The organism is Ruegeria sp. BHSA118, from assembly GCF_059613405.1.
The window spans coordinates 23900-36734 of the sequence record NZ_JBXWSM010000043.1 but is presented as its reverse complement, the minus strand read 5'-3'; the positions used below and the strand labels follow the sequence as shown (position 1 = coordinate 36734).

The window sequence follows — 12835 nt, the reverse complement described above, 5'->3', positions numbered from 1 at the left end:
GGGGGCGGCGCGCACCCTAGACAACTATGCGATCAAGTGGATCTATCCACTGGGCTATGCCGCGATCGTTGCCTATGCGGTTTCCGCTTTCCTTCTGGTAACTTAGATGCTGGACCCGTGCCTGATGTGACCCTAACGTGGTGCCAATGCTCCGCTACGTCCTCAAACGACTGATTTCCTTGCTTGTCAGCCTGGCTGTCGCCTCGGTGGTCATCTTCGCCGTGATCGAGGTTGCCCCGGGTGATCCGGCATCGTTCATGCTGGGCGTCAACGCGCAGGAGGACACGCTGGCGGCGCTTCGGGCCGAGCTGGGCCTGGATGGGTCAAAGATACAGCGCTATTTCCACTGGGTTGGTGGCATGCTGGTGGGCGATTTCGGCACCTCATACACCTATCGCACACCGGTGTCGCAGATGATCGCTGACCGGCTATGGGTGTCGTTGCCCCTGGCACTTTACGCGCTGACGCTGTCCACATTGATCGCCTTTCCCGCCGGAATCTATGCCGCTGCGCGCCGGGGCAAGCCCGGGGATCTGGCGGTGATGGGGGCGACACAGCTTGGTATCGCTGTGCCCAATTTCTGGTTCGCGATGATGCTGGTGCTGATCTTCGCTATTAACCTGCGCTGGTTCAATGCCGGTGGGTTTGTTGGCTGGGGCGAGGGCCTTTGGGCGGGGCTGCGTTCGCTGACTTTGCCCGCCATTGCGTTGGCCCTTCCTCAGGCCGCGATCCTGGCCCGCGTCATGCGATCCGCGCTGCTGGATATTCTGGGTGAGGATTTCATGCGCACCGCGCGGGCCAAGGGATTGTCGCGTCGTCAGGCTCTGTGGCGGCATGGGGTGCGGAACGCGCTGATCCCCGTGCTGACGATCATCGGCTTGCAGTTTTCCTTCCTGCTGGCCGGGTCGATCATCATCGAACAGGTGTTCTACCTGCCGGGCCTCGGGCGGTTGGTGTTTCAGGCCATTTCGGCCCGCGATCTGATCGTGGTTGAATCGGTGGTGATGCTGCTGGTCTTTGCGGTGATCACCGTGAATTTTCTGGTGGATCTGGCCTACGCAGCCGTTGACCCACGGTTGAGGAGCCGGTCATGAGCCGCAACCTGATTCTGGGCGCGGCGCTGTCGTCGCTGGTGGTGCTGGCGGCGCTGATCTCGTTTGTCTGGACACCCTACGACTATGCCGCGCTGGATATCCCCAACAAACTTCAGACGCCCGATGCACAACACTGGTTTGGAACGGATCACTTCGGCCGCGACATGTTCTCGATGATCATGGTCGGTGCACGCACTTCGATTGCGGTGGCTCTGGTTGCCGTGGGGATCGGCATGGCGCTGGGCGTACCCCTTGGCCTGACAGCCGCCGCACGCAAAGGGTCGTGGCTGGATGAGGTGATCATGCGTGGCAACGATCTGGTCTTTGCCTTTCCCTCGCTGGTCATCGCCATCCTGATCACGGCTGTGTTCGGTGCCGGTGCCATCAACGCGATCATTGCGATCGGTATTTTCAACATCCCCGTCTTTGCCCGCATCACCCGAGGGGCCGCATTGTCGCTGTGGGAGCGCGAGTTCATCCTTGCCGCCCGTGTGTCGGGTAAAGGTGCCGCACGGATATCAGCCGAACACATCCTGCCCAATGTCGCCAACTTGCTGATCGTTCAGGGCACCATCCAATTTTCGCTGGGCATACTGGCCGAGGCGGGACTGTCCTATGTCGGTCTGGGCGCGCAACCTCCGACGCCCAGTTGGGGCCGGATGCTGGCGGACGCCCAGACAATGGTCAGTTTTGCCCCGCATTTGGCTCTGATTCCGGGCTTGGCGATTATTGTCACGGTATTGGGTTTGAACCTGCTGGGTGATGGTCTGCGCGACTGGCTGGACCCAAGGATCAGGGTGGCGCGGGCATGACGTTGCTGCAAGTCGAAAACCTGTCCCTGTCGATCCACGGGGTACCGATCCTGAAACAGGTCAACTTGTCCATCGACCCGGGCCAGATCGTGGCGGTGACAGGTGAAAGCGGCTCGGGCAAATCCATGACCGCATTGGCGGTGATGCAACTGCTGCCGCATGGTGCCAGCGCGGAAGGTGCTATCTGGCTGGACGGTCAGGATCTGTTGTCGCGGTCAGAGCCCGATTTGTGCGCCGTGCGCGGCGCGTCCGTGGGGATGGTGTTTCAGGAACCAATGACAGCGCTCAACCCGGTGAAAACCATCGGTGATCAGGTGATGGAGACGATCCTGATCCACAAGGCGATGCCTCCTGCTCAGGCCCGGACCCGCGCCGCAGAGGTGCTGACCCGCGTTGGCCTACCACACGACAGGTTTCCTCTGTCCCGCTACCCGCACGAACTGTCCGGCGGGCAACGGCAACGCGTGGTCATTGCCATGGCCATCGCTCTGCGCCCCAGGCTGCTGATCGCGGACGAGCCGACGACAGCGCTGGACGTCACGACACAGGCGCAGATCCTCGACCTGCTCAAGGGGCTGGTGCGCGAATTTGACATGGGGCTGCTGATGATCACCCATGATCTGGCTGTGGTCTCGGACATGGCCGATCAGATTGTCGTCATGCGTCACGGCGAGGTCGTCGAAAGTGGCGCGACCCGAATCCTGTTTCGAGATATGCAGCACCCCTATACCCGCATGTTGTTCGAAGCTTCGGGTCATCAGGTCACCCTGCCTGAACCTACACAGCAACGCCCGCTTTTGGAGGTTTCGCAGGTCGTCCGGGATTACCGCCTTCCCCGCAAAGGTCTGCTGGACGCGCCGGGCCACCACCGCGCGGTGGATGGTGTCAGCTTTACCCTCAACCGAGGGGAGCGTTTGGGGCTGGTGGGCGAGTCAGGTTGCGGAAAATCGACCCTAACACGGGCAATATTAGGGTTGGAAGATATCCAATCCGGTCAGATTATGCTGGATGGTCAGCCGGTTTTCACCGGCCACAGGCCCAACCTTGCGGTACGTCGCAAGATGCAGGTCGTGTTTCAGGACCCCTATGGCAGCTTCAATCCCCGCCACCGTGTCGCGCGCCTGATTACTGAACCTTTTCACCTGTTGGAAACGCCACCAAAGGGTTCAGAACGCCAGGACCGGATCGCAGAGATGCTGACGGCAGTGGGCCTCGGCCCTGATGATGCGGGCAAATACATTCACGAGTTTTCGGGCGGGCAACGCCAGCGGATCGCCATTGCCCGCGCTCTGATCATTCAACCGGAACTGATCCTGTTCGATGAGGCGGTCTCAGCCCTCGACGTATCGGTGCGCGCCCAAATCCTCGATCTGCTCGTCGAACTGTGCGAAGCCTATGACCTGACCTATCTGTTCATCAGCCACGATCTGAGTGTGGTGCGCACGATCACCGACCGTGTGCTTGTGATGCAGTCCGGGCGGATCGTCGAACAGGGTCAGACAAAGCAGGTGTTCGAAGATCCGCAACATCCCTATACGCAAACCCTGATTGCCGCTGCGCCCCGGTTACCCGAGATAAGGCCGCTTACGGCGTAAAGTTCCTTGTTAGAGCCTGATTGGAGGCCCAAAATGACCCAGAAGATTTGGTTTGATCCCACCTTGTGCCTGATTGGCGGGCGCTGGACCCGGGCGGCTTCGGGCGACAGCCTGCCCTTGATCAACCCTTCGGACGGGGCCGAGATCTGCCGGATCGCCCGAGGGTCCGAGGCGGATATCGACGCGGCGGTGCAAGCCGCCCGATCTGCGTTGAATGGTGACTGGGGGCGAAAGACGGCGTTGGAACGCGGCCGCATCGTGACCCGGCTGGGTCAGTTGGTGCTGGAACGGGTGGACGATCTGGCGCGGCTTGAGGCGATGGATGTCGGCAAACCGCTGACACAGGCCCGGGCAGATGCGGTCGCCCTGGCGCGCTATTGTGAATTCTACGGCGGTGCAGCGGACAAGGTGATGGGTGAGACCATTCCCTATCTCGATGGCTACACCGTCTATACCCTGCGCGAACCCCATGGGGTGACGGGCCATATCGTGCCCTGGAACTATCCGATGCAGATTATCGGGCGTTCGGTCGGGGCGGCGTTGGCCATGGGCAACGCCTGTGTTCTGAAACCTGCGGAAGAGGCCTGTCTGACTGCGCTGGCCTTTGCCCATCTCGCGCAACAGGCCGGGCTGCCGGCCGGTGCTTTGAATGTCGTGCCCGGTCTGGGGGCCGAGGCGGGTGCGGCGCTGTCCGGGCATCCGGGGGTCAACCATATTTCGTTCACCGGTTCGGTGGCCACAGGGGCGCTTGTGCAGCAGGCGGCGGGGCGCAACGTGGTGCCCGTGACGCTGGAACTGGGCGGGAAATCCCCGCAATTGGTGTTTGACGATGCCGATCTGGACGCCGCCCTGCCGTTTCTGGTGAATGCAGGTATCCAAAATGCGGGTCAAACCTGTTCGGCCTCGTCCCGGATCCTGGTGCAGCGGGGCGTCTATGAGCAGGTCAGATCGCGCATGTCCCAAGCCTATGAAGAACTGACCGTCGGCCCGGCGATGCAGGATATGCGCGTTGGGCCTTTGATCTCGGACCGGCAGAGACAGATTGTCAGGGGCTTTCTGAAAACCGCCACGGACCTGACGATCGCTGCGCAGGGACAGATTGTCGAAGACGCGCCCGAGACCGGAGCCTATGTCCGGCCCACTTTGTTCGCGGACGTGCCACCAGATCATCAGTTGGCGCGGGACGAAATTTTCGGCCCGGTTCAGGTTCTGATCCCGTTCGATACCGAAGAACAGGCTCTGACCATAGCGAATAGTACGGAGTACGGCCTTGTCGCCAGCGTCTGGACGCGGGATGGCGCGCGGCAGATGCGGTTGGCGAAAGCGCTGCACTCGGGTCAGGTTTTCATCAACAACTACGGTGCAGGCGGCGGTGTTGAACTGCCGTTTGGCGGGGTGGGAAAATCCGGCCATGGCCGCGAAAAAGGGTTCGAGGCTTTGTACGGATTTTCACAGCTGAAGACAGTTGCCGCGTTTCACGGATAGTATTTACTCAGGCAAGTCAGATCAGTTTTGCTTCCAATGTATGATTGCCCCAGATCTGTGATGTTCGCGTGGCAGAATGCCCGCTGAACCAACCTCCGACCACCTCGTCGGCAACGTTGGCACTGGCGGGGAACTTTTGTTTCCCGCCGTCTGCCAGGATCACGAAGTCAAACCAGACCCGAACTGAATACGGCACATTGATCCGGCCAGAACTCAGGTTGTACTTATGCCAGTGTACCGGGCAGCTTAAGAAAACTACTTTGTTGAAATGTGCCCCCATCTCGGCCGCTTTCATGACGACATTGCAACCGTGGCTGTGGGCAACCACATCACAGCCGTGATAAACCTCGAGATCTATCCAGTTTTTCAAGTGTTTGGCAGCAATATGGCGACCGCGATCAGACCATCTGCCCTCCCATTCATAGTAGTTCTGCCCTGAATAGATGTCGTTACGATGCGGCTTGATGTAATTGTGCAGATCTCCGACATGGGGATAGTACCATGTGGGGTCAGGATTGACTTCGAAGTGAGTGCCATGAACAAGAAGCAACCCCGGGACACCGGTTGTTTGTTGCGCCGGCACCGGTGGAACACTCGAAATCGACGGGTCGGAAATCAGAGCGGACGACAATACAGCAAGCAAATCTTGCGAGAGCGGATCCAATTGCGCCCAACGTGCCGTAAACACACCAAGCCAAAGACGTGGCGGAAAAGATTCCGGCGAATACAGTTTGAGGCACGAACTCAGCGCAGCAAGAGCAACAATTGAATCAGGAGCCGCCAGTCCAATCTTCAAAGCAGCGTCAATATGTTCGGCGTTCGGCTGTTCTTCTGCTGCTCGGATCGCCTCGAACAAATGTTGGTAATACCCCTCAGGCTCTGGCGAAGTAAGCAGGTCAACGGGCCGTAGGTCTCCGGGGCCATCAAAGAAACGCATGTATTCGTGGGCGGACATTTGGCGGTCGTCAATTGGCCGGAATCCGAGCATGACAAGCTGTTTGGACAGAACGGCATCATCAGTTTCTTCCAAATCGCGTTCCAACAGGAAAAGGTCGCTGTCATTGCTTTCGGCTTGCAGAAACTGCGCGCGGGATATCAGGTATGCGGCGTAGGAAAAAAGTGAAAGCTCATCCCGGGATCCGCCGGTTTCGTAGAAGTTCCTTGGTTCAATAATCATTGTATCTCAACCTTAATGCTCAATGGGAATGCTTTCCAAACTAGCATCAGGTGAGTTGCTGACAAATGATGAATGCGCCACCGCAGTTCAGACGATCACCTCGATCGCCTTTTGCTCTCCGACCCCAAACACCCGCTTGTAGCGTTCTATCTGGTCTTTCGGCCCCATCGCTTTTTCCGGGTTGTCCGACAGTTTCACCGTCGGGCGGCCATTGGCGGATACCGCTTTGCAGACCAATGAGAACGGCGCCAGCGCGTCATTGGGAACAAGCCCGCGAAAATCGTTGGTCAGCAAGGTTCCCCAGCCGAAGGAAATATTGGCGCGGCCCGCAAACTGGGCATGCAGTTCCTGAATTTTCTCGACATCCAGACCGTCAGAGAAAATGATCCGTTTCCCTGTCGGGTCTTCACCGCGCGCGTTCCACCAGTCTATTGCGACCTCGGCCGCCGCTGCCGGGTCTCCGCTGTCGATGCGAATACCGGTCCATCCCGCCAGCCAGTCGGGCGCGTTGTCCAGAAACCCCTTGGTGCCATAGGTGTCGGGCAGGATGATACGCAGGTTGCCGTCATGCTCGTCATGCCAGTCGCTGAGCACGTCATAAGGGGCCTGCGCCAACGCTTCATCGGTATCCGCCAGCGCGGAATAGACCATGGGCAGTTCATGCGCATTGGTGCCGATGGCCTCGACCTCGCGTCGCATGGCGATCAGGCAGTTAGAAGTGCCGGTAAAGGATGCGCCCAGTCCTTCGATCATCGCCTGCACGCACCAATCCTGCCACAGGAAAGAATGCCGCCGTCTGGTGCCGAAATCCGCGATCCCAAGCCCGTTTATCGAGCTCAACTTTTCGATCTTCTCCCAAACCCGGGTCATCGCGCGGGCGTACAGCACCTGCAATTCGAACCGGCGCATATCGTTCAGCACCGCACGCGAGCGCAGCTCCATCAACACCGCCAGCGCGGGAATTTCCCACAACATGACCTCGTGCCATTTGCCTTCAAAGGTCAGTTCATATTGGTCGCCTTTGCGTTCAAGATGATAGGGAGGCAGGCGCAAATTCTCGAACCACTCCATGAAGTCCGAGCGGAACATCTGCCGTTTTCCGTAGAACATGTTGCCGCGCAGCCAGGTGCTTTCCCCCCGGCTGAGGCTGAGAGAGCGGATGTGGTCCAGCTGTTCCCGCAGCTCGCCTTCATCGATCAAACGCGCCAGCGGTACGTGATTCGACCGGTTGATCAACGAAAACACGACGTTTGTTTGGGGCTTGTTTCGAAACACTGACTGGCACATCAGCAGTTTGTAGAAATCGGTATCTATCAAAGACCGTACAATCGGGTCAATCTTCCATTTGTGATTGTAGACGCGGGTCGCGATGTCGACCATGGGGAACTCCTGCGATTTCCGTAGTTAGATCAATCGACTCTGGAAATGGCAAGAGTCACTGATTTGGTGACAATGCCAGTTTGACGTCACAAAGCCGGCATATTGTGCATTGTTTTTACCGGTTAGTGAGAAGAGGGGATGGAAAGTCGAAACTGAGTTTGTGAATGGGTATCGAGTACGATTTTGATATTGTTAACGTAGCGCTGGAAGATCTGGACCCCGAAAAGCTGGGGTCTGCCTCTGATACGGAACGTCAGATATGTGCGGTGTTCCGCGATATCAGAGCCGCAGACGCGTTGCGTGGAACATCGCCGAAAATCCGCAAGATTTTCATGGATGCCGGGTTCAGCCTCGAGTCGCGTAACAGCGGCATCGTGCCAGGTGTATTTCCAGCCGAAGATCATGCGGATCGGGTGCGAATTCTGCGGTCGCTGTTTGAAAACATCAGGACGCGTGGAATTCAGGGTGAATATTGCGGCGATTTCAACCCTTGGGATTTCCTGCACTACGTGCGAACCGCGCAACCCATGGCTGGGATCGTGCGCAGCCGACCGATGCGCGTTCCGTCACCTCCGTCAAACCAGACCAACCCGGAACGTCGCACGATACCAGGGCGCATTGGGTTTGCGCTGGGGCTGGCGGTTGTTCTGTTCGTGATGATCAAGCTTCTGGCCGCCGCAGGTGCCACACCTTAGGTCAATACGACTCCGGCGTCCTGCATCGCCTGTTCGGCGGCTGCCAGCGAACCGTCCATATCAATCGCGCGGCACGCGCCCATGCGGACCGTGACATCGAAACCCAGCCTGGCGGCATCTACCGCGGAATAACGCACGCAGTAGTCGGTGGCCAATCCCACAAGGGTCAAACGGTCGATGCCGCGTGTATCCAAATAGCCTTTCAGGCCTGTCGGTGTCTGGTGGTCATTCTCGAAGAATGCGGAATAGCTGTCGATGGCACTGCGGAATCCTTTGCGAAGGATCAGGTCGCCATCCGTACGCAAGTCGGGATGAAAACCGGCGCCGCGTGTGCCCTGCACGCAGTGGTCGGGCCACAGAACCTGTGGGCCATAGGGCATGTCGACCAGGTCGAACGGGTTTTTGCCATCGTGGGAACTGGCAAACGAAGAATGCCCCGCCGGATGCCAGTCCTGAGTCAGGATCACGGCATCGAATTCATCCATCATGGCGTTTATCGGTGCGACGATCTCGTCCCCTTCTGCCACAGCCAGTGCCCCGCCTGGGCAGAAGTCGTTCTGGACATCGATCACGAGCAGGGCATGGGTCATTGCGGCCTCCTATTACCGCTCTATCGGTAGGCGGAGGCGCGCGGGGCGTCAATGCAATCCCTTGCGACTCTGGGTCTGCAAAGGTAGATCGCGCGTATGTACACAATCGCTGCCCTCTATCACTTTACCCGTTTCGCGGATCCGGCCGCGTTGCGCGACCCCTTGCTGGACCTGTGCCGCGCGCAGTCCGTCACCGGTACGCTGCTGCTGGCGCAGGAAGGGATCAACGGCACAATTGCTGGCCCGCGGGCCGGAATCGACACTGTGCTGAAACATATCCGATCCTTGCCCGGTTGCGCTGATCTGGAGTGGAAAGAAGCGACCTCGGACCACCCGCCTTTCGGCAAGATGAAGGTGCGGCTGAAGAAAGAGATCGTGACCATGGGCCAGCCCGACGTGGACCCGCGCGCCCGCGTCGGCAACTATGTCGACCCGCAGGAGTGGAATGACCTGATCCGTTCTGACGATGTGGTTTTGATCGACACGCGAAACGATTACGAAGTGGCAATCGGGACGTTTGAAGGTGCAATAGACCCTGAAACAGCCAGTTTCCGCGATTTCCCGGCATGGTGGGAACAGAACAAGGACCGCTTTCACAACAAGCGGGTCGCCATGTTCTGCACCGGCGGTATCCGGTGTGAGAAATCCACCAACTACCTGTTGGGGCAGGGGGTCGAAGATGTCTATCACCTCAAAGGTGGTATCCTGCGATATCTTGAGGAAATCCCCGCCGAAGACAGTTCCTGGCAGGGTGAATGCTTTGTGTTCGACAATCGTGTTTCGGTTGGCCACGGTCTTGTTGAAGGACCGCACAAGCTCTGTCATGGCTGCCGGCGTCCAATCCTGCCCGAGGATATGAAGCGCCCGGAATACGAGCATGGCGTTTCATGCCATCAATGCATCGATGAGACGTCCGATGCTGACAAAATGCGCTTTCGCGAGCGGCAAAAGCAGATCCTGCTGGCGCGGGAACGGGGTGAGGCGCATCTGCGGCAGGATTGAATTCGGGTTGCGGGCGATGCCTTTAGGCCGGATGATTGCCCGAAGACCGGATTGAGGGGGCGTTCATGCACCGCAAACCCACGACATTGGACGAATGGAAATCGACCCTGATTGCGGCACTGGGGCTGGTTCTTACAAGCTTCCTAGCTTGGTACGGCCTGTCCCGCCTGAGCGAGGCGGCTGCGGGTGATACGATTGGCACAGTTGCCTCAATCGGGCTGTTGATCTGGCTGGTGTCACAATCCTGGTATTACATGACACAGGTGAAATCGCCCCGCAGGCTTTTGTTTCTGATGGGTGTTTCATTCATCCAGGTCGTTCCATTCCTGTTCGCCGCAGTTTACGGGGCCTTTGGGTATAACGACCACTGTGTCATCGGTGCGCAGGGTCCGGGGGACATCCTGTATTTTTCCTATGTCACCTTTACCACAGTCGGATATGGCGACATGTCCCCGACCGGTCTGTGCCGTGGGCTCGCCGTGTCCGAGGCCGTAACAGGCTATATCCTGCTGGGGATGTTTGTTGCCGCAGCAGTTTCGATTTACGCCCGCAACCACAATCCGGACAGACCCTAATCCGGGGCTATTTGTTGTGATCGATCCAGCGCGACATCATTTTCTTGTCGCGGAAACACTCGGATGGGATCGGGCGGCGCTTGCTGCGTGAAATCCGCTCGGCAAACGCGACTTGTTTTCCCGTCGGGTAATTGTCGAACTGCGAGGTCCCGCGTGGTTTGTGGGCTGAAATCCAGTCAGACAAAAGCCGCCGGTCACGCTGTGCTTCAACCGGAATCTCAAGGGCTGACTTCTCGGCAATCGCACGCGCATACCGCATCTGCCGATCGGTGACCGGAAGCAGGTGATAGTCGTTGTTCGGCCCGTTCAGGGATGTGGGGCGTGTTTGCTGGGCCATCGGTTTGTCCTCTGACTGTGTAGAACATAAATAGAACATTAACCGAAAATTTCAAGGTTTATGGGGTCTGGCAGGCGTAAAGCCGCCCCTTCGATGATTTTATTGACTGGTCAATCAATAACCGATAGGCCGATTTTCGACTGACCATTTGTCCCGTCCTGACGGGTGCGAAAGAAAAGGACACGGTATGAAGTTTCAGCCCAGGGCCAGCCATTTCATTGATGGCGAATATGTCGAAGATACAAACGGCGCTGCCATTGAAGTGATCTATCCCGCTACGGGCGAAGTGATTGCACGTTTGCATTCGGCGACGCCAGCGATCGTGGAACAGGCTCTAAATAGTTCAAAAAATGCTCAGGCAGCATGGGCGGCCCTGTCCGGGACGGAACGTGGCCGCATCTTGCGCCGCGCCTCTGATATCATGCGCGAACGCAATTACGACCTGTCCGTACTGGAAACCCATGATACCGGCAAACCGATCCAGGAAACCACTGTGGCCGATGCCACCTCGGGGGCCGATGCGCTGGAGTATTTTGGTGGATTGGCCGCCTCTCTGACTGGCGAGCATATTCCGCTGGGCGGGGGTGATTTCGTCTATACCATCCGCGAGGCGCTGGGTGTTTGCGTCGGGATCGGCGCCTGGAATTACCCCACGCAGATCGCCTGCTGGAAAGGTGCCCCGGCGCTGGCTTGTGGTAACACGATGGTATTCAAACCTTCGGAAACCACGCCCCTTTCGGCATTGAAAGTGGCCGAAATTCTTGTCGAGGCCGGCGCGCCCAAGGGTGTCTACAACGTGATCCAGGGTTACGGCGATGTCGGTGCTTCGCTGGTCACTGATCCGCGCGTGGCCAAGGTCTCTCTGACAGGTTCTGTGCCGACAGGCCGCAAGGTTTATGCTGCCGCGGCGGATGGCATGAAGCATGTGACCATGGAACTTGGCGGCAAATCCCCGATGATCGTCTTTGACGATGCCGACATCGAAAACGCTGTTTCAGGTGCGATCCTGGGCAATTTCTACTCTTCGGGTCAGGTTTGTTCCAACGGCACCCGCGTCTTCGTTCAGAAAGGTATCAAAGAGGCATTCCTGAAACGCCTGTCAGAACGTCTGGCGCACGCGAAAATCGGCGATCCAATGGACGAGGACGTCAGCTTTGGACCGATGGTCAGCGAGAACCAGATGAACATCGCCCTGGGCTATATCGAAAAGGGCAAAGCCGAAGGCGCAAGACTGGTTTATGGCGGTGAACGGATCGAAAGAGACGGCTATTTTGTGCAACCCACGGTTTTTGCTGAGGTCACGGACAACATGACCATCGCGCGCGAGGAAATCTTTGGCCCCGTCATGTCGGTGCTGGATTTCGAGACCGAGGAAGAGGTGATGGCCCGCGCCAATGACACCGAGTTCGGTCTGGCCGCAGGTGTCTTCACGAATGATCTGACCCGGGCGCATCGAATCGTGGCGGGATTCGAAGCTGGCACTTGCTATATCAACACCTACAATCTTGCCCCGGTTGAAGCGCCGTTTGGTGGATCGAAAATGTCCGGTGTCGGGCGCGAGAACTCGAAACTGGCGATCAATCACTTCTCGGAAATGAAAACCGTCTATGTCTCGATGAATGATGTTGAGGCTCCGTACTGAATCAAGGACGGTTGTCCGCTGTTTTTGACGTCTCTGCTCCCGGTGCCCGGCACCGGGAGCAGAGGAAACGCCAGCCAGTGGCGTGCAATACTGCCCTGGCAATACCGATGCCTGTCAGCGTGCCGGAAAAGGTGGGCTTGCAGAATTTTTGTCCAAAGACGTTGCCATCCCAAGCCGGTTGGCCAGGTTTGATGAGGAGACACGTCCGCGATTTCTCTGACCACGGAACTCATTGAACGCGTGGAACTCTTACCGCCGTATTTCGGATGTGGCGTCTTGTTTTCACGCATCTGCCGTCAATGCCACGGCACCGGTTGCTTCACGGGCGGTCAGCCGTCGTGACTTTTTTGGTTGGGGACCGCGGCCTGAAGTTCGGCGGCCTGTTCTTCGACGTCAAACCCGGAGCACAACATCCTTGAAAGCAGTTGGAGCCCTGTTTGCATCCCGCCTG

General features: G+C 58.1%; 12 protein-coding genes. 8 read left to right on the top strand and 4 right to left on the bottom strand.

What is annotated here, in order from left to right; translation table 11 throughout:
- The first annotated feature begins 146 nt into the window (after positions 1-146).
- Genes AC2FNN_RS13900 through AC2FNN_RS13885 form a run of 4 tightly spaced genes read left to right on the top strand, consistent with a single transcriptional unit; the run spans position 147 to position 4986 of the window.
- A complete protein-coding gene (locus AC2FNN_RS13900) occupies positions 147-1094 on the top strand; it encodes an ABC transporter permease (protein WP_496759134.1) in 948 nt (315 codons plus the stop codon).
- Positions 1091-1906 carry an ABC transporter permease gene (locus AC2FNN_RS13895; protein ID WP_480487846.1) on the top strand — a complete coding sequence of 272 codons (816 nt, stop codon included), beginning with the start codon at positions 1091-1093 and terminating at the stop codon, positions 1904-1906. Before AC2FNN_RS13900 ends, AC2FNN_RS13895 begins: the two co-directional genes overlap by 4 nt.
- Positions 1903-3501 carry an ABC transporter ATP-binding protein gene (locus AC2FNN_RS13890; RefSeq protein WP_496759133.1) on the top strand — a complete coding sequence of 533 codons (1599 nt, stop codon included), beginning with the start codon at positions 1903-1905 and terminating at the stop codon, positions 3499-3501. The genes AC2FNN_RS13895 and AC2FNN_RS13890 overlap by 4 nt, the downstream gene beginning before the upstream one ends.
- 33 nt (positions 3502-3534) lie before the next feature.
- Positions 3535-4986: an aldehyde dehydrogenase family protein gene (locus tag AC2FNN_RS13885; RefSeq protein WP_496759132.1), complete on the top strand. Its 1452-nt coding sequence runs from the start codon at positions 3535-3537 to the stop codon at positions 4984-4986.
- A gap of 16 nt (positions 4987-5002) precedes the next feature.
- Here the strand turns inward: AC2FNN_RS13885 and AC2FNN_RS13880 are convergent, their stop codons facing one another.
- Complete coding sequence (locus tag AC2FNN_RS13880; protein ID WP_496759131.1) at positions 5003-6016, bottom strand: hypothetical protein; 1014 nt, start codon at positions 6014-6016, stop codon at positions 5003-5005.
- Between the two features lie 234 nt (positions 6017-6250).
- Complete coding sequence (gene pncB, locus AC2FNN_RS13875) at positions 6251-7543, bottom strand: nicotinate phosphoribosyltransferase (RefSeq protein ID WP_496759130.1); 1293 nt, start codon at positions 7541-7543, stop codon at positions 6251-6253.
- 164 nt (positions 7544-7707) lie between these two features.
- Here pncB and AC2FNN_RS13870 point away from each other — a divergent pair, with 164 nt between their 5' ends.
- A complete protein-coding gene (locus tag AC2FNN_RS13870) occupies positions 7708-8238 on the top strand; it encodes a hypothetical protein (RefSeq protein WP_496759129.1) in 531 nt (176 codons plus the stop codon).
- On the opposite strand, the gene pncA is transcribed toward AC2FNN_RS13870, so the two are convergent.
- The gene (gene pncA, locus AC2FNN_RS13865) at positions 8235-8828 is read right to left on the bottom strand and encodes a bifunctional nicotinamidase/pyrazinamidase (protein WP_496759128.1); all 594 of its coding nucleotides are present in this window, start codon (positions 8826-8828) and stop codon (positions 8235-8237) included. The two genes, AC2FNN_RS13870 and pncA, sit on opposite strands and share 4 nt — an antisense overlap.
- Positions 8829-8924: 96 nt before the next feature.
- Here pncA and trhO point away from each other — a divergent pair, with 96 nt between their 5' ends.
- A complete protein-coding gene (trhO, locus tag AC2FNN_RS13860) occupies positions 8925-9830 on the top strand; it encodes an oxygen-dependent tRNA uridine(34) hydroxylase TrhO (protein ID WP_496759127.1) in 906 nt (301 codons plus the stop codon).
- A gap of 65 nt (positions 9831-9895) precedes the next feature.
- Positions 9896-10405 carry a potassium channel family protein gene (locus AC2FNN_RS13855; RefSeq protein WP_496759126.1) on the top strand — a complete coding sequence of 170 codons (510 nt, stop codon included), beginning with the start codon at positions 9896-9898 and terminating at the stop codon, positions 10403-10405.
- Positions 10406-10412: 7 nt separating this feature from the next.
- Here the strand turns inward: AC2FNN_RS13855 and AC2FNN_RS13850 are convergent, their stop codons facing one another.
- Positions 10413-10742, bottom strand: a complete 330-nt coding sequence (locus AC2FNN_RS13850; protein WP_496759125.1) for a hypothetical protein — start codon at positions 10740-10742, stop codon at positions 10413-10415.
- A gap of 187 nt (positions 10743-10929) precedes the next feature.
- Between AC2FNN_RS13850 and betB the strand changes: the two genes are divergently transcribed.
- The gene (betB, locus tag AC2FNN_RS13845; RefSeq protein WP_496759124.1) at positions 10930-12384 is read left to right on the top strand and encodes a betaine-aldehyde dehydrogenase; all 1455 of its coding nucleotides are present in this window, start codon (positions 10930-10932) and stop codon (positions 12382-12384) included.
- The last annotated feature ends 451 nt before the right edge of the window (positions 12385-12835 follow it).